Raw genomic sequence first — 17882 nt, forward strand, 5'->3', positions numbered from 1 at the left:
CTACAGGATCTCTGTGGCACCTTCCGCCAGTAACCGCCTGGCGACAATCAAGCGCATAATCTCATTGGTGCCTTCCAAAATCTGATGCACCCGAACATCGCGAACATGCCGCTCCAATGGATATTCACGGATATAACCATAGCCGCCGTGAATCTGCAGGGCGTCGTCACACACTTTAAAGCCTACATCGGTGGCAAAACGTTTCGCCATGGCGCAGTAAGCGGTTTTTTCCGGGTCGTTATTGTCCAGCTTAAATGCCGCCAGACGCACCATTTGCCTGGCTGCCACCAGTTCGGTGTTCATATCGGCCAGCTTAAACTGCAGGGCCTGAAATGCCGCCAGTGGTTTACCGAACTGCTGGCGCTCAAGCATATAATCACGGGCCGTATTCAGGGCCTGCTGAGCGGTACCAATAGAACAGGTGGCGATATTAATGCGGCCGCCATCCAGGCCTTGCATAGCAAATTTAAAGCCTTCGCCCTCAGCGCCTAACAGATTGTCCAGCGGCACTTTGACATTTTCAAAAGTCACCAACCGGGTTGGCTGCGCATTCCAGCCCATTTTTTCTTCGGCCTTGCCATAGATAATGCCTTCGGCATCCGCCGGGATCACCAGCGCCGATATGCCCTTAGGTCCTTGTTCGCCGGTACGCACCATTACCACCAGTACGTCTGTTTCACCGGCCCCGGAGATAAACATCTTCGAGCCGTTCACCACATAATGATCGCCGTCTTTTTTGGCACTGGTACGCAGTGATGCCGCATCCGAGCCCGAGCCCGGCTCGGTCAGACAATAAGACGCCAGTTTCTGGCCCGTCACCAGCTGTTCACACCACTGAGACTTAATCGTTTCTGTGCCCCACTTAGCAATCATCCAACCGGCCATATTGTGAATAGTCATCATCGCCGTTGTGGCGGTGCAGCCCATGGCTAGCTGTTCAAAAATGATGGAAGAATCCAGTCGGCTTAAGCCCAGACCACCGGCGTCCTCTGGGGTGTATAAACCACAAAAACCCAGTTCTCCGGCCTTTTGGATCACCGCTTTAGGGAAAAAATGCTCTTTGTCCCAGGTTGCGGCGTTAGGCGCCAGCTCCTGCTCGGCAAACTGACGGGCGGTTTCAGCAAATGCGGATTGATCATCGGTAAGATTAAAATTCACCTTGGTGACCTCTGATGTTCATGTTTGATGATGGACGCTGTCCGTCCAACGAAATTTAGTTAAACAAGCACTGAGACACATCAAACGACCGCGTCGCTAATCCATTGGATTAACGACGCGCTGCACAACGTGCCTCTGTAGTTTACGTAATTAGCGCAAACTGATGGTCATATTCGGACCATGGGGAATGTCGTCCTCAAACCAGCGACTGGTGACGGTTTTGGTTTCAGTATAGAAACGCACCGCCTGTTTACCGTAGGCATGCAAGTCGCCATAGAAGGAGTTTTTCCAGCCGGTAAAAGAGAAAAATGGCAGTGGCACAGGAATTGGCACATTGATACCAACCTGTCCCACTTCTATTTCATGCTGATATTTACGCGCCGCCGCACCTGAGGCCGTGAAAATGCTGGTGCCATTACCAAAGGGATTGCGGTTCACCAGCGCAATGGCATCTTCCAGCTCGTCGGCTTCCATACAGCACAGCACAGGACCAAAGATTTCTTCTTTGTAAATGGTCATCTCTTCGGTGACGTTAGTAAATACCGTCGGTCCCACCCAGTTACCTTCTTCATGACCGGCCAGGCTAAAGTCGCTGCCGTCCACCAGACAGGTCGCGCCCTCGGCTTTGCCCTGTTCAATCAGCGACAGCACACGTTGTTTGGCTCTGGGGCTGATTAGCGGCCCGTAACCGGCTTCTTTGTCATTCCACAGGCCAGGTTTAACCTTGCCAATCATCTCGGCCAGCTCTGGGATCCACTCTTTGGCTTTACCCACAAATACCGCCACAGAAATAGCCATACAGCGTTGTCCGGCCGCGCCTACCGAAGCGCCTACCAAATTGTTCAGCACCTGGGCTTTATTGGCATCCGGCATAATTACCGAATGATTCTTAGCACCTGCGAAACACTGAGCCCGTTTCATATGGTCTGTCGCTGTTTTATAAATATGCTGACCAACAGGCACAGAGCCGACAAAAGACACGGCTTTGATGTCCGGATGGGTCAGCAATTGATCCACTTCCCTGGCACCGCCATGCACAATGTTTAATAGCCCTTTGGGCGCACCGGCTTCAATAAACAGCTCTGCCAGGCGGGTCGGCGTCATTGGGTCCTGTTCAGACGGTTTTAACACAAAGGTATTACCTGCAGCGATGGCCAGCGGGAACATCCATAGAGGGATCATGGCCGGGAAATTAAAAGGGGTAATACCGGCGCACACACCAAGGGGTTGAATATAGCTATAGGTGTCGATGCCACGGGCCACATTTTCCACTGTTTCGCCCATCAGCAGGGCGGGAATATTCATGGCCTGTTCCACCACTTCAATACCACGCCAGACATCGCCCTTAGCATCATCAAAGGTTTTACCCGTTTCCTGGCTGAGGATTTCGGCAATCTCATCATGGTGCTGTTTCAGTAGTGCCTGATAACGCATCATCAAACGGGCCCGCTCGGGTACCGCGACGTTGCGCCAGGTTGTAAATGCCTCCTTGGCAGAGGCGATGGCTTGCTGCACTTCATGCTCGGTGGCACAAGGTACCTGGGCAATAACACTGTTGTTGGCCGGATTGGTCACATCGATAAGCTGTGACGACTGGGAAGCAACAAACTCACCATTGATTAGCAAGGGTATCTGTTTCATATGACATCCATCTGTTGCGGGCTGTTCACCACTGGAACAGCTTGTTAATGAAGTGTGAGCTACCTTAGCAGAGTTTTTACCTTGACGTTAACGTAAACTTGTAAAAATTTATCCTCAGCCATGACAACTTCTCTGTACAAGGTTAGCCAGATTGTCATGTGCTGCCAGCAAAGCCTGACAATTCCTGTCTTTTATTGCCTACTATTTGATATACATGGATTTTCTATCGATTTAAACGATGCCTTTGCTATGCTGATTGCAGTGCATCGACTTTTTTGGAGCCCGTTTGGCCAATTCACATATCAATATCGCCATTGTTGAGGACAACGGCGTTGCTCGCCTTAACCTACGTAATCACCTGATGGAAATGGGTTATGCCGATATTGGTTGTTACAGCCACGGACGTGAACTTAAACCTGTGCTAAAGCAGCGGCACTTCGACCTGATCCTGATGGACTTTCATCTGGGCTTGCATAAAAACGGGGTGGAAGTGGTCAATGAACTGCAAAAAGAGGGGCTGATTAAACCCTCAACCAGCCTGGTCTTTGTCACCTCAGATCGCATGCCGATGATTATCGGTCAGATTGTCGATGTGCACCCCGACGCTTTGGTATTAAAGCCTTATACCATTCGCAATCTGGAAAAAACCCTGACCGCCTGTATTGCCTTTAACCGCTATTTGTCGCCGGTATTAAAGCTGATGGACAATGATGAATTTGATGCGGCCCTCAACAAGCTGGATGAGCTGTTGCAGGGCAACCAAATGCCCCGGGCGAAAACCAATATGATTAAGCTCAGAGCCAGATTGCTGACTAAACTGGGCCGCCACACAGAAGCCGGAGAAATTTACACCCAGATATTGCAGGCCTCAGACAAGATCATCTGGGCCAAATGGGGCCTGATCCAAAGTACCTACCTGGCAGGTGACACGGAAAAGAGTGAAAGCATGCTGGAAGCCTTGTTGGATACGCATCTGACCAATGACAAAGCCTGTGAATGGTTAAGCCGGATTAACATTGAAAAACAAGATTACCCCAAAGCCCAGCAATATATGGAGCGTATAAAAGACGGGGAACTGTCTTTGTCGGCCGCCCGGCTCAAGGCCTATCTGTTTCAGGTGCAGGATCGTATGGACGATGCCATTGCACTGTTGGAGAAAAAGCGTGAGTCCAATCGCAATATTCGTGAACGATTTAACGAACTGTCCCTGGATCTGGCCCGCTGCTACCTCACCCAGGCAGAGGGTAAACCGGCGCCTGAGCGAGCCAAACACCTGCAGGTGGCGCGCTTTCTGATCGGCAGCGCCAGTCGCAATATTCACGGTCAGGACATAGATATTAAACGCAACTATATGACGGCACTGGCCAATGTGCTGGAAGGCGACTTAAGCAAGGCCCAGGAACTGCTGGCGTTACAAGGCATGCTGGAAGCCGGCGACATGGATATTCCCACCCTGTCCGATGCCGTGCATGCCTGGCATGGTGTCGGGGATTTAGCTAAAGCCTCAGAGCTTCTGGATGAACTGGAGCGCAAACTGGGCAAGCTGCCGGATGAAAATGAGAAAACCCTTGGCAGTCTGATGCTGGTTAAAAATCAGGAAACACTGGGGGATAAAAAAGAGCGCGCCCTGGCGTTCAATAGACAAGGCCTGGAATTCTATCAAAAACAATTATTTGCCGATGCCATTGACGACTTCTACCAGGCATACTTACTGTTTCCCGAAGAAGCCGCTTTTAGCATTAACCTGCTGCATTGCATGGTGGAAGCTGGCACCAGAGAGCACAAGCGTGCATCCAGTGAGGTGCTGCACAATGAATTATCCAGCCAGGCGCTGTCCAAAGCCAATGCACAACGTCTGCATGATATCAGCAATAAAATGGCCAAACGCCACTGGCTGAACACCCCACCACCTGAATCACCAGCGACAACTTCTGAGTCTTGATAACCTAAAAAATAAGCCGCATTGGCGGCTTATTTAATTGCTCAGAGGCTGGCTTCCAGTTCCGGCAGGACCTGAAACAAATCCCCTACCAGGCCGTAATCAGCAATCTGGAAGATGGGCGCTTCCTCATCTTTATTGATCGCCACAATCACCTTGGAGTCCTTCATGCCTGCCAGGTGCTGAATAGCACCGGAAATGCCCACCGCAATATACAGCTCTGGGGCAACAATTTTACCGGTTTGCCCGACCTGCATATCATTCGGTACAAAGCCGGCATCCACCGCTGCACGGGATGCGCCAATTGCCGCACCCAGTTTGTCGGCTATACCTTCCAGCAACTTAAAGTTATCGCCGTTTTGCATGCCGCGACCACCGGAAATCACCACCCGTGCTGCGGTTAGCTCAGGACGCTCTGACTCTGTCAGCTCAGCGCTGACAAACTGACTCAGGCTATTTTCTTTAACCAGGCTAATGGCTTCGACAGCGGCACTACCGCTTTCCTGCACCGCATCAAAGGCACTGGTACGCACTGTTATCACTTTGATGGTGTCTTCACTTTGCACTGTGGCAATGGCGTTGCCAGCATAAATGGGGCGGACAAAGGTATCCGCGCTTTCCACTTTAATAATGTCGGAAATCTGTGACACATCTAGCAGCGCTGCCACGCGGGGCATAAAGTTCTTACCTGTGGTGGTGGCGGCGGCCAGAATATGGCTGTAGTCCCTGCCCAGCTCACTAACAAGCATGCCAATATTTTCCGCCAGTTGCTGTTCATACGCCGCGTCATCGGCCACTAATACCTTGGTCACCCCGGCGAGCCTGGCGGCTTGCTCAGCGACGGCCTGACATTGGTGTCCAGCCACTAACAAATGCAGCTCGCTACCCAGTTTGTTGGCCGCGTCCACCAGCTTAAGATTTTCGGCTTTCAGGTGGGAATTATCGTGTTCTACGTAAACCAGAATAGCCATCAGATCACCTTCGCTTCGTTTTTCAGTTTTGCTACCAATTCAGCCACATCGGCCACCTTTACACCGCCCTGACGCTGGGCTGGCGCCTGTACTTTCAGCACTTTCACTTTAGACGCTAAATCCAGTCCATAATCAGCGGCGGCTTTAACATCCAGCGGCTTGCGTTTGGCTTTCATAATATTAGGCAGCGAGGCATAGCGAGGTTCGTTAAGACGCAGGTCGGTGGTGACCACCGCTGGCATTGCCAACGCAACCGTTTGCAAACCACCGTCCACTTCACGGGTCACCTTGACTTTGTTGCCGTCAATTTCCACCTTGGAGGCAAAAGTGCCCTGCCCCATACCGCACAGCGCCGCCAGCATTTGACCGGTCTGATTGTTGTCTGAATCAATACTTTGCTTGCCCAGAATAACCAGTTGCGGCTGCTCTTCGTCCACCACCTTTTGCAGAAGCTTGGCGATCTGCAATGATTCCAGCGCCAAATCAGTTTCAATATGGATGCCACGGTCGGCACCCAGCGCCAACGCAGTGCGAATCTGCTCCTGACAGGCCTTGTCACCGATGGACACCACGACCACTTCCTGCGCCACGCCTTGTTCTTTCAAACGCACCGCCTCTTCCACGGCGATTTCGCAGAACGGGTTAATGGCCATTTTGGTGTTGGCGAGATCCACGCCTGACTGATCAGATTTAACCCGCACCTTGACGTTGTAGTCGATGGCGCGCTTAACTGGCACTAATATCTTCATTATTGACACCTTTTTTAGGGTACAGGGCAACGCAGCCCGAGTAGGAGCATTCCATTCATGGGCAAAAATGTACTTCCTGTTGACGTAAACGTCAACCAACACTACCCTTTGCCGCGGGCAGATAAATTTACAACATATTAATGCCGGGCTGATACTTTATTAACCTAGAACAGCTATAGCTTACAGCTTTAGCTAAGTGCTCAAAGCAAGCATAGACCAGTAACCAGAAAGATTGAGGAGTCTGCAGTGGAAAGAGAATCGATGGAATTTGACGTCGTGATTGTTGGGGCCGGACCAGCCGGACTTTCCACCGCCTGCCGTCTTGCCCAGCTTGGCCGCGAGCACAATCAGGAATTAATGATATGCGTGGTGGAAAAAGGCTCTGAAGTAGGCGCACATATTCTTTCCGGTGCCGTATTTGAACCACGGGCACTGAATGAGCTTTTCCCGGACTGGCAGGAAAACGGCGCTCCGCTGTCCACCAAAGTAACAGAAGATCATATCTACTTACTGCAGAACGAAGCAGATGGACGCAAATTGCCCGGTTTTATGACGCCCAAAACCATGCATAACGATGGTAACTACATTGTTAGCATGGGCAACCTGTGTCGCTGGCTGGCTCAGCAGGCAGAAGCGCTGGGGGTGGAGATATTCCCAGGTTTTGCTGCCGCCAGTTTGATTATTGAAGACGACGTGGTGAAAGGCGTTGTCACCGGCGACATGGGCCTGGACGCCAAAGGCGAAGAAAAAGACGGCTTTATGCCGGGCATGGAATTACGGGCTAAATACACGGTATTCGCCGAAGGCTGCCGCGGTCATTTAGGCAAAGAACTGATCGCCAAATATGCTTTGGACAAAGACCGCTCGCCACAGCATTACGCTATTGGCTTTAAGGAAATCTGGGATGTGCCCGCGGATAAGCACCAGCCGGGCCTGGTTGTGCACAGTGGTGGCTGGCCGCTGGATGAGGCCAGCGGCGGCGGCTATTTATATCATGCCGAAAACGGACAAGTGCTGGTGGGCCTGATTGTTGATCTGAATTACAGCAATCCCTATTTAAGCCCCTTCGACGAATTCCAGCGTTTAAAACACCACCCGGTGTATAAACAATATTTGCAGGGCGGCAAACGCGTTGCCTATGGGGCCAGGGCCATTACCAAAGGCGGATTGAACAGCCTGCCCAAGATGAGTTTCCCGGGTGGCTTGCTGGTAGGCTGTGAAGCCGGCACCCTGAATTTTGCTAAAATCAAAGGCAACCATACCGCCATGAAATCCGGCATGTTGGCCGCTGAAGCCCTGTTTGATGCTGTTAAGACCGACAGCGTTGGTGCAGACCTCACTGCTTTTGAAGACAAAATTAAGGCCTCCTGGCTATACGAAGAACTGTATCGTTCGCGTAATTTTGGCCCGGCCATGCACAAGTTCGGCACCTTCTGGGGCGGCGCGTTTAACACTATTGAGCAGAATTGGTTTGGCGGTAAGTTGCCAGTGACCCTGCGCGACGACACTCAGGATTATGCACAACTACAGGACAAGGATAAGAGCCAAAAACTCAGCTATGCCAAACCCGATGGCATATTAAGTTTCGATAAGTTGTCTTCGGTGTTTTTGTCCAATACCAACCACGAAGAAGATCAACCCTGCCATTTGCAACTGAAAGACACCAGTATTCCGATAAATATAAACCTGGCCCGTTACGATGAACCCGCTCAGCGCTATTGCCCGGCCGGGGTTTATGAAATTGTCGAAGAAAGTGATGGCCCCAGGCTGCAGATCAATGCACAGAATTGCGTGCATTGTAAAACCTGCGATATCAAAGATCCCAGCCAAAATATTCGTTGGGTGGTTCCTGAAGGCACTGGTGGTCCCAATTACCCGAATATGTAAATTATAAAGGCCCGGTCAGGGCCTTTTGTTTATTTGTCTTTACGCTTAAAAAGCCACCATTTGTCACGCTTGTTAACAAGTAAGTTATTGCAAAAGGTTTCAAGACTTTACATAGTTCCATTGGCCACATGCCGACATTCAACCCGGTACAGTTGGAATTTGCACTGGCGGCAGCATGCTTCGGACAGCAACGGAAGCCGCATCACAAAATAGGAAAACAATAAGTGAAACTGAATAAACTCGTTATCGCCTTATCCATAGCAGGCCTTGCTGCCTGTAGCAGCACGCCAACCGGCCAGCCGGTTGGCAGCCAGTTGGTAGAACAGGTCAGTGCCGTTGGCAACGAACTGGTTATCCCCTATAAGAAATTTCAATTGGTTAATGGCCTGACCCTGATAGTACATGAGGATCATTCCGACCCGCTGGTGCACGTGGATGTGACTTACCATGTGGGTTCGGCTCGCGAAGAGCTGGGCAAATCCGGTTTTGCTCACTTCTTCGAGCATATGATGTTCCAGGGCTCAGAACATGTGGGTGACGACGAGCATTTTAAAATAGTCACCGAAGCCGGTGGCACCATGAACGGTACCACCAATTCCGACCGGACCAATTATTTCCAGACCGTGCCGGTAAACCAGCTTGAAACCATGTTGTGGCTGGAAGCCGACAGAATGGGCTTTTTGCTAAATGCAGTAACCCAGGAAAAGTTTGAAATTCAGCGTGAAACCGTCAAAAACGAACGTGGACAACGCATTGACAACCAACCTTATGGCCGTTTGGGCGAACGGGTTGCACAAGCCTTGTATCCAGAAGGTCATCCTTACTCCTGGCCGGTGATTGGCTGGATGGACGATTTAAACCGGGTCAATGTCAACGATCTGAAAGCCTTCTTCCTGCGCTGGTATGGGCCTAACAATGCCACCCTGACCATAGGTGGTGACGTAAAGGCTGAAGAAGTGCTGGCCTTGGTCGAGAAATATTTCGGCTCCATCCCAAGAGGGCCGGAAGTGCAGCCTATGGCCAAGCCTACCGTGAGCCTGGACAAAACCCGCTACATTTCCATGGAAGATAACGTGCACCTGCCACTGGTGTATATTGCCTACCCCACTGTGCATCTGTTCCATGCAGATGAAGCGCCCCTTGATGTGCTGATGCAAATAATCGGCTCTGGCAACAATTCACTGCTATATCAGAATCTGGTGAAAAATCAGCTTGCCGTGCAAGCGGCGGCCAGCCATGGCTGTTCAGAGCTGGCCTGTCAGTTCGCCCTGTATGCGCTGCCACATCCTGCATCCGGCAAAACTCTGGCAGATATGGAAGCGGTAATCAGAAACAGCCTGGCTGAGTTTGAACAACGCGGCGTCACCGACGATGATCTGGCCAAGATCAAAGCAGAAATGCTGTCCGATGCCATTTTTGGTTTGCAGTCAGTACATGGCAAAGTTGCGCAACTGGCCAACTACCAAACCCTGTTGGATAACCCTAACTACATCAATGAACAGGTGGCGCGCTACCGTCGTGTCAGCAAAGAAGATGTGATGCGGGTGTATGAAAAATACATCAAGGGTAAAGCCTCAGTGGTGATGAGTGTGGTACCCAAAGGCCAAACACAGCTTGTCGCTGCTGCTGATAACTTCAGCTTGCCAGCACCGGTAGAAATGGGCCCCTCCACCACTACGGCAGACGACTTACACTTGCGTGTCGCCAAGGACAACTTTGACCGCTCCGTACGCCCAACCCCTGGCGCCAATCCGGCGGTGGATGTTCCCCAGTATTGGCAGGAAAACTGGGGCAATGGTATTGAAGTACTGGGCACACATAATGATGAAACGCCGACCACGTCCCTGCTGCTGAAGATTCGCGGTGGCAATTATCAGCAAAACCTGGATAAAGCCGGGGTGACCAGTATTCTGGCCGCGATGCTCACCGAGTCCACTAAGAGCCGCAGCAGCGAACAGATGGCGCGCGAGCTGGAAAAACTCGGCAGTAGCATTCGCGTTTCAGCGAAAGATGACACCATGAACGTGTTTGTTAACAGCCTGAGTGAAAACCTGCCCGCCACCCTGACTTTGCTGGAAGAATACCTGTTTGAACCGGCATTTTCGCAGGACGACTTTGCTCGCATTCAGAAGCAGAGTATTGAAGGGGTAAAAAACGCACAAAAAGATGCCGGCTATCTGGCCAGCAAAGCCACCCGTGCACTGATGTATGGACATAGCGTTGCAGGGCTGCCTGACGGTGGCACCGAGCAAACCCTTGCCAATATCACCCTTGATGATGTTAAGGCCTTCTACCACACCTGGTTTAAACCACAAGGTGGCGAGATGATCCTGGTATCCAGTCTGGATAAAGCCAAAGTGTTTGCCGCCATGCCTAAACTAACCGCCTGGCAAGGCAGCGCCCCTGACGTTGCGCCTAGTATCGGCAAAGCGCAGTTTGAACCAGGTGTTATCTACCTGGTAAACAAGGACGAAGCTGCCCAATCTGCCATTCGGGTGGCAAAACCGGGTTTAGTGCAGGACATTACTGGCGAGTTTTATCGTACCAACCTGATGAATTTCCCACTAGGCGGGGCATTTAACAGCAGAATCAATATGAATCTGCGTGAAGACAAGGGCTACACCTATGGCGCCTGGACCGGTTTCTGGGGAGATAAATACTCTGGCACTTTCTCAGCCTCTGCCGACGTCAGGGCCGATGCCACCAAAGCATCACTGGAAGAGATCTATAAAGAGATTGGACAGTATGCCCAAAGCGGTATCCGTGGTGATGAGCTGAGCTTTATGCGCCTGGCTATTAACCAGAAAGATGCGCTGAAGTACGAAACGCCGTCAGCCAAGCTGGGTTTCTTAGCGCAAATTCTGGAATTTGACCTTAAGCCCAGCTTTGTTAAGGAGCGGGCTGGTATCGTCAGCAGCATCAGTCAGGCAGAGATAAACGCACTGGCCGCCAAACACCTTAAGCTGGATGAAATGCTGACCGTGGTGGTAGGTGACGCCAAGACACTGAAACCAGAACTGGAAAAACTGGGTAAGAAAGTGGTGGAATATAAGCTGTAAAGTTTAAACACTGAAATAAACAAGCGGCCTAAAGCCGCTTGTTTTCTTTTTACTTTACTGATTATCGGATTGATTCCCCATAGGTTGGTACATTTCCCGACCTTTGTCGTCTCTGGGATAACCAATGTCCCGATATTTTTCCCAGGCCTCTTCGGCACTATCCGGCTCGCAGCGACCGACTCGTTCAAATCGGGCATTACCCCAGCCTATAGTGCGGCCAAAACGGCTGTCTTCACGCCATTCTTTCCAATGGCCAGCCCCCATATTATTACGGGAACGGGTTACAATTTCCCACTCCATACCGTCATGCCCGACATCCTGGGCATAATCACCGTGCATAAATATCTGATCGCCCTCCTGCGTTGCCAGCCCGTTCCAGTCTGGGAAGGTGTCAGACACCCACTGATATCGCTGCTGGGACCCGTAGGTTCCGGCATAGTAAAAGCACAGGCCCTGGGTGGCCCATTGGTTATGGGTGCCGCTTCCGTCATCATAAAAGGTAATGGTCCAGCGGTTACCTTCAGCGACCAGATCGGGTTTAAAAGGCGGGGTGGCATGACTGGATACGGCACTGCAAAGCAGCGCACAACTGACAGCAGAAACTAAATACTTTTTCATAGGATTAATCTCCGTATTAATGAACAGAATGTCCCGACAGCATTGCATCCGGCAAAGAAGTCTCCGTGACAGAAAAAGGCAGGCTCCTTGATGGTCTCGGGGCTGTAAACGTAGTTGAATTGCTAGGGGTTGCAAGCCAGGTGCCGGTTGAAATTGTTCAGTTGCTTTTACAGTTGCAGATAAGTATCTGGCGAGGTGGGAATTCAGTTGTCTGTCTGCTCCAAAAATAATTTCAAAAAACGTCGGACTCACGTCCGACCCACTGTGGGTTGGCCTTTAGTCCAACAACAATGAATGGTAAATCTCTGTCTACTTTGTTAGGGACATGGTCAGTGGATTAAGCTTTGCACTTAAAACATGGTCCTGCCACTTCCCATTAATCTGTAGATAACGTTTAGCCAGTCCTTCCACTTCTAATCTACCAACCAATTTCCGGCTTTTTCGTAGCGGATACTGTGTCGTTGCAAAGCACTGAAATCGCGCAGATATAAGCCGTCTACCTGGCCATTCAACGGGCGCTTAACAGCATATATGTCGCCGCTTTGCAGCCATTGGCTAAGTTGGTTGTAACAGCCATATTTGCTCGTCAGCCGGACACTTGCCTTTTAATCCATCTTTAATGGGTTTGGATTCAAGTAAGCTTATCGCAAACTTCTCGGCGTACAATGCCCTGATCTCCTCCTCCACCACCGAAAAAGGTGGCCCTGCTAACCTCTCCTGTTGGTAATCAAAGCTAATCAGCAATTGCGGTGCACACCCCCCCGTCAGCGCCATCAGGTGCTGACTATACAGACGACGGGTTGAGGGCGGTAATGCCACCAATGCAGCCCTGTCGTATATCGCATTGATGGGCCCCAGAGTCTGAGAATGGAGTGCAAAAATATCGCCAACAAAGATATCCAGGTTGTCAGCACTAAACTTCTTAACCTGGCCAAGCTCGGTGATCTGTGGTCTGACACCCAGCTCAGCAAAAAGCTGCTCCACCGCACTTTGCACCCATTCTGCCCCGGTCACGCGAAAGCCCTGGCTTAACAGCCAGGCGATATCCAGGCTTTTACCGCATAAGGGTAAAAACAAACTGTCACCAGGCTCCAGTGTCAAACTGGCGAGGTGCCTGACCAGCTTAGGATGCGGCTCTGGCAAATGAAATCCCAGCTCCTGCTTTTGCCATTTATCCTGCCAAAACTTTGCTTCCATACTCATTTATCTCCTCTGGACCATCTTAATCACGGTTATCAGCTTCACCTTTTACAGTGGGCGGCGCGGCAGGGTCAACCAACATTTGGGTTGATGATTTAAATTCATAGATTTCTGATGAGCCATCAGCACCTGTGGTCTGCCGCGTTTCACTGCGGGTACTGAACTTTGGCCTGGCCAAGTACGCAAAATAAGCCCATAGCACGGATGTAGAAAGTATGATCCCCCCTATTCCCGTTGCTGACATTTCTGCGCCCATAATCTTTAATGTCGCGCCGCTTTGGGCATTCAGGCCGCTATTAAGCAGCAACGCACCCACCAGTGTTTGTAATACACCACCAATAGCCAGTACCACCGAAACCAGGGTTTTAGATTTGATATAGGCAATATCAACGTCATAGGAAGAGGTCATAAGTAACTCCTCAGTTACAAGGGTCGCGTTAGCATGGGACTCAGGCTGGTAAACCTGATGATAATGCTTCAGTTCCTGTACCAGTAATGTGGATTGATAGCCTTTACCTGACGGTTGATGAGGAACATAAACCAGATAGTTCAAGGGCAGCGCCAGTTTCTCCAGCACCGCCAACAAACAGATGCCCTCAACAATCATTGGTGGTTTCGTTCTGGCAATAACCTTCGCTAAACGCTGATAGTCAATCGCCTGAATAAAGCAGCCCAACCCGGGTTGCACAAAATGATCTAACTGCACCAATTGGTAGCCACATTGCCGCGCCAAAGTCTTGGCTAGCCAACTCTTCCTCACGCCAGTCGGGCCATCTACCCCCACGTAGCGAAATTGCTTGTGGCGCAGAGTCTGAGCAAGTACAGAGATAGACGGCATAAAACAAAACAGTGAATCAACTTACATCCAAGCATAAGCATCTGAGGCAAACAATGCCACACCAGAAGAAGCCAATAAAAAAGGGCCTTCAGGCCCTTTTGAATCCATCGGCAAGATGCCTTATAGGTATTCAACCTCTATGATTTCGTATTCCACAACCCCTGCCGGCGTCTGGATATTCACAACATCATCCTGGCTTTTACCAATCAGGCCGCGGGCAATGGGCGAATTCACTGAGATCAGGTTATTTTTAATATCCGCTTCATCATCGCCCACAATGCGATAGGTAATTTCGCTGTCGGTATCCAGATTTAAAAGGGTTACCGTTGCACCGAAAATCACCTTGCCGTTGTTAGGCATCTTAGTGACATCAATAATCTGCGCCACCGATAACTTGGCTTCAATATCCTGAATACGGCCTTCGCAAAAGCCCTGCTGCTCACGGGCAGCATGGTACTCGGCATTCTCCTTGAGATCGCCGTGTTCACGGGCTTCTGCTATGGCCTGGATAATCTGCGGCCGTTTTACCGACTTCAGATGATTCAGCTCTTCACGCAATTGTTGTGCGCCCTTGGCTGTCATGGGTATCTGTTGCATTAACGACTTACTCTCTCGTGTAATTCCTGTACTGAGCTTACCCTGGCCCGATCATCGGCTTCCTGAGCATGCATGGTAGCAAACGCTGCATTCATAGTGGTGGTATACGCCACTTTATTCAAGAGTGCTTCGCGACGAATGTACACAGAATCGTTAATTGCCTGACGCCCTTCGGTGGTATTGATGATATAGCAGTACTCACCATTCTTGATGGCATCCACAATATTCGGACGCCCTTCCGACAGTTTGTTCACCACTGCACAATCCAATCCCGCCTCGGTAATCACCTGCGCTGTACCTTTGGTGGCTTCCAGCTTAAAGCCTTTGGCCAGCATGGCTTTAGCCAATTCAACCAGACGGCGTTTATCGTTTTCACGTACCGACAGCAGCGCCTTACCACGTTTAGGTAAGGGTGCACTGGCACCCAGATTAGCCTTGGCATAGGCCTCTTCGAAGCTATCCCCTACGCCCATGACTTCACCGGTAGAACGCATTTCAGGGCCAAGCAGTGGATCCACACCCTGGAATTTGGCAAAGGGGATCACCACTTCCTTAACCGAATAATAAGGTGGGATAATTTCTTCCGTGACACCTTGCTGCACCAGGGTCTGCCCAACCATAGCCCGGGCGGCAACTTTGGCCAGTGCCACACCGATGGCTTTAGACACAAAAGGCACGGTACGGGCGGCACGTGGGTTAACCTCAATCAGGTAAACTTCACCATCTTTTACCGCAAACTGGGTGTTCATTAGCCCTACCACACCCAGTTCCAGGGCCATGGCCTTCACCTGCTCGCGCATTTTGTCCTGAATGGCTTTATCCAGGCTGTAAGGCGGTAGTGAACAGGCAGAGTCACCCGAGTGCACCCCGGCTTGCTCAATATGCTCCATAATGCCGCCGATCACCACATTCTCGCCGTCGCAAATGGCATCGATATCCACTTCGATGGCGTCATCCAGGAAACGGTCCAGCAACACGGGGGAATCATTGGACACTTTCACCGCTTCATTCAGATAGCGTTTCAGATCCTTAATGTCGTAGACAATTTCCATGGCGCGGCCACCCAGTACATAGGAAGGACGAACCACCAATGGGAAACCGATACGCTCGGCCTGCTCAAGGGCCTGCTCAACATTGCTGACCGTGGCGTTGGCCGGTTGTTTCAGGTTCAGCTTATGCACCATCTGCAGGAAACGTTCACGGTCTTCCGCTCGGTCAATGGCATCCGGGCTGGTGCCGATAATGGGCACACCATTCGCTTCCAGGGCGCGGGCCAGTTTTAATGGTGTTTGGCCACCATACTGCACGATCACACCTTTGGGTTTCTCAACCCGCACGATTTCCAGTACATCTTCCAGCGTCACGGGTTCAAAGTACAAACGGTCTGAGGTGTCGTAGTCGGTAGAAACGGTTTCCGGGTTACAGTTAACCATAATGGTTTCATAACCGTCTTCACGCATGGCCAGCGCCGCGTGTACGCAACAATAATCAAACTCGATACCCTGACCGATACGGTTCGGGCCACCGCCCAATACCATAATCTTGTCACGGTCAGATGGATTGGCTTCACACTCTTCATCGTAACTGGAGTACATGTATGCAGTGCTGGTGGCAAATTCTGCTGCGCAGGTATCCACACGTTTGTATACCGGCACAACGCCTTGCTTATGGCGATTGCCGCGCACATCAGCTTCCGCCACATTGGTCAGCGCGGCCAGGCGTGCATCAGAGAAGCCTTTACGCTTAAGCTTGCGCATAAAATCAGCATCAATACCGGATAAACCGCGTTCGGTCACATCGATTTCCAGTTGCACCAACTCTTCAATCTGCACCAGGAACCAGGGGTCGATATTGGTCAGGGCAAAGATTTCGTCTACCGTCATGCCAATACGCATTGCATCGGCAATATAGAACAAACGCTCAGCACCGGCTTCACGCAGCTCGCGAACAATCTTGGTTTTGGCTTCGGGGTCTTGAATATCCACCACAGGATCAAAGCCATGGAAACCAATTTCCAGACCGCGAATGGCCTTTTGCAAGGATTCCTGCTGGTTACGACCAATGGCCATCACCTCGCCCACCGACTTCATCTGGGTGGTCAGGCGGTCATTGGCACCAGGGAATTTTTCGAAGTTAAAACGTGGGATCTTGGTCACAACATAGTCGATAGCCGGTTCAAACGATGCCGGGGTTAAACCACCGGTAATGTCGTTGGCCAGCTCATCCAGGGTATAACCAATCGCCAGCTTGGCCGCCACCTTAGCGATGGGGAAGCCGGTCGCTTTGGAGGCCAGCGCAGATGAACGGGACACCCTGGGGTTCATCTCGATAATCACCATGCGGCCGGTTTGTGGGTCTACACCGAACTGTACGTTAGAACCGCCGGTTTCCACGCCGATTTCACGCAGAACCGCCATGGCGGCATTACGCATAATCTGGAATTCTTTGTCGGTCAGGGTCTGCGCTGGTGCCACCGTGATAGAGTCACCGGTGTGAATCCCCATAGGATCGAAGTTTTCAATGGTACAAACGATAATGCAGTTATCGTTTTTATCCCGCACCACTTCCATTTCGTATTCTTTCCAACCGATCAGCGATTCATCAATCAGCAGTTCGTTGGTGGGTGATAAATCCAGTCCGCGGCGACAAATTTCTTCAAACTCGTCAATGTTGTAAGCAATCCCGCCGCCTGTACCGCCCATGGTGAAAGACGGACGGATGATACAAGGGAAGCCGATACGGGACAGCACATCGTGGGCTTGCTCCATGGTATGGGCAATCTCAGCGCGTGGACATTCCAGACCAATGCTCTTCATGGCCTGGTCAAAACGCTCACGGTCTTCGGCCTTGTCAATGGCATCAGCAGTGGCACCAATCATCTCCACACCAAACTCGGCCAGTACGCCATGCTTATCCAGCTCCAACGCACAGTTCAGGGCAGTCTGGCCCCCCATGGTTGGCAGAATTGCATCGGGGCGTTCTTTTTCGATGATTTTTTTCACCACTTCCCAGTGAATCGGCTCGATATAGGTGGCATCGGCCATTTCCGGGTCAGTCATGATGGTAGCCGGGTTGGAATTCACCAGAATCACCCGGAATCCTTCCTCACGCAGGGCCTTACAGGCCTGGGCTCCGGAATAGTCAAATTCACAGGCCTGACCAATAACAATGGGGCCAGCGCCGAGGATCAGAATACTTTGTAGGTCGTTACGTTTTGGCATGCTT

The 17882-nt window shown here is 51.0% G+C and carries 12 protein-coding genes; 3 read left to right on the forward strand and 9 right to left on the reverse strand.

What is annotated here, in order from left to right; all coding sequences use genetic code 11:
• The gene (locus ABD028_RS05980) at window positions 1–1158 is read right to left on the reverse strand and encodes an acyl-CoA dehydrogenase family protein (protein ID WP_343842898.1); all 1158 of its coding nucleotides are present in this window, start codon (window positions 1156–1158) and stop codon (window positions 1–3) included.
• 150 nt (window positions 1159–1308) lie between these two features.
• The gene (locus tag ABD028_RS05985; protein ID WP_343842901.1) at window positions 1309–2799 is read right to left on the reverse strand and encodes a CoA-acylating methylmalonate-semialdehyde dehydrogenase; all 1491 of its coding nucleotides are present in this window, start codon (window positions 2797–2799) and stop codon (window positions 1309–1311) included.
• Between the two features lie 286 nt (window positions 2800–3085).
• Here ABD028_RS05985 and ABD028_RS05990 point away from each other — a divergent pair, with 286 nt between their 5' ends.
• The gene (locus ABD028_RS05990; protein WP_343842904.1) at window positions 3086–4741 is read left to right on the forward strand and encodes a response regulator; all 1656 of its coding nucleotides are present in this window, start codon (window positions 3086–3088) and stop codon (window positions 4739–4741) included.
• Window positions 4742–4782: 41 nt separating this feature from the next.
• Here ABD028_RS05990 and ABD028_RS05995 read toward each other — a convergent pair whose 3' ends face one another.
• Together ABD028_RS05995 and ABD028_RS06000 are read right to left on the reverse strand one after the other, a co-directional pair.
• Window positions 4783–5709, reverse strand: coding sequence for an electron transfer flavoprotein subunit alpha/FixB family protein (locus ABD028_RS05995; RefSeq protein ID WP_343842906.1), 927 nt, complete (start codon window positions 5707–5709; stop codon window positions 4783–4785).
• Entirely contained in the window at window positions 5709–6458 is a 750-nt protein-coding gene (locus ABD028_RS06000; protein ID WP_343842908.1) for an electron transfer flavoprotein subunit beta/FixA family protein, read from the reverse strand. Before ABD028_RS06000 ends, ABD028_RS05995 begins: the two co-directional genes overlap by 1 nt.
• A 261-nt stretch (window positions 6459–6719) precedes the next feature.
• Here ABD028_RS06000 and ABD028_RS06005 point away from each other — a divergent pair, with 261 nt between their 5' ends.
• Together ABD028_RS06005 and ABD028_RS06010 are read left to right on the forward strand one after the other, a co-directional pair.
• Complete coding sequence (locus ABD028_RS06005; RefSeq protein WP_425542085.1) at window positions 6720–8345, forward strand: electron transfer flavoprotein-ubiquinone oxidoreductase; 1626 nt, start codon at window positions 6720–6722, stop codon at window positions 8343–8345.
• A gap of 224 nt (window positions 8346–8569) precedes the next feature.
• Window positions 8570–11404: a M16 family metallopeptidase gene (locus tag ABD028_RS06010; protein WP_343842914.1), complete on the forward strand. Its 2835-nt coding sequence runs from the start codon at window positions 8570–8572 to the stop codon at window positions 11402–11404.
• A gap of 54 nt (window positions 11405–11458) precedes the next feature.
• Here ABD028_RS06010 and ABD028_RS06015 read toward each other — a convergent pair whose 3' ends face one another.
• From ABD028_RS06015 to carB, 5 genes are all read right to left on the reverse strand, one after another.
• The gene (locus ABD028_RS06015) at window positions 11459–12022 is read right to left on the reverse strand and encodes a hypothetical protein (protein WP_343842917.1); all 564 of its coding nucleotides are present in this window, start codon (window positions 12020–12022) and stop codon (window positions 11459–11461) included.
• A gap of 555 nt (window positions 12023–12577) precedes the next feature.
• On the reverse strand, window positions 12578–13225 hold the full coding sequence (tmpT, locus tag ABD028_RS06020) for a thiopurine S-methyltransferase (protein ID WP_343842920.1): 648 nt from the start codon (window positions 13223–13225) through the stop codon (window positions 12578–12580).
• A 19-nt stretch (window positions 13226–13244) separates the two neighbouring features.
• On the reverse strand, window positions 13245–14060 hold the full coding sequence (locus tag ABD028_RS06025; RefSeq protein ID WP_343842923.1) for a nucleoside/nucleotide kinase family protein: 816 nt from the start codon (window positions 14058–14060) through the stop codon (window positions 13245–13247).
• Between the two features lie 120 nt (window positions 14061–14180).
• On the reverse strand, window positions 14181–14657 hold the full coding sequence (gene greA / locus ABD028_RS06030) for a transcription elongation factor GreA (RefSeq protein ID WP_102794979.1): 477 nt from the start codon (window positions 14655–14657) through the stop codon (window positions 14181–14183).
• Window positions 14657–17878 (reverse strand): carbamoyl-phosphate synthase large subunit, encoded by a 3222-nt coding sequence (gene carB / locus ABD028_RS06035; RefSeq protein ID WP_343842927.1) that lies wholly within the window; start codon window positions 17876–17878, stop codon window positions 14657–14659. The genes greA and carB overlap by 1 nt, the downstream gene beginning before the upstream one ends.
• Window positions 17879–17882: the final 4 nt, after the last annotated feature.

This window comes from Bowmanella denitrificans, from assembly GCF_039522935.1.
Classification (GTDB): domain Bacteria; phylum Pseudomonadota; class Gammaproteobacteria; order Enterobacterales; family Alteromonadaceae; genus Bowmanella; species Bowmanella denitrificans.

Coding starts and splice junctions, on each gene's coding strand:
- ABD028_RS05985 (WP_343842901.1), bottom strand. CDS start 2,799: ATGAAACAGATACCCTTGCTAATCAATGGTGAGTTTGTTGCTTCCCAG.
- ABD028_RS06000 (WP_343842908.1), bottom strand. CDS start 6,458: ATGAAGATATTAGTGCCAGTTAAGCGCGCCATCGACTACAACGTCAAG.
- tmpT (WP_343842920.1), bottom strand. CDS start 13,225: ATGAGTATGGAAGCAAAGTTTTGGCAGGATAAATGGCAAAAGCAGGAG.
- carB (WP_343842927.1), bottom strand. CDS start 17,878: ATGCCAAAACGTAACGACCTACAAAGTATTCTGATCCTCGGCGCTGGC.
- greA (WP_102794979.1), bottom strand. CDS start 14,657: ATGCAACAGATACCCATGACAGCCAAGGGCGCACAACAATTGCGTGAA.
- ABD028_RS06005 (WP_425542085.1), top strand. CDS start 6,720: ATGGAATTTGACGTCGTGATTGTTGGGGCCGGACCAGCCGGACTTTCC.
- ABD028_RS06015 (WP_343842917.1), bottom strand. CDS start 12,022: ATGAAAAAGTATTTAGTTTCTGCTGTCAGTTGTGCGCTGCTTTGCAGT.
- ABD028_RS05995 (WP_343842906.1), bottom strand. CDS start 5,709: ATGGCTATTCTGGTTTACGTAGAACACGATAATTCCCACCTGAAAGCC.
- ABD028_RS06025 (WP_343842923.1), bottom strand. CDS start 14,060: ATGCCGTCTATCTCTGTACTTGCTCAGACTCTGCGCCACAAGCAATTT.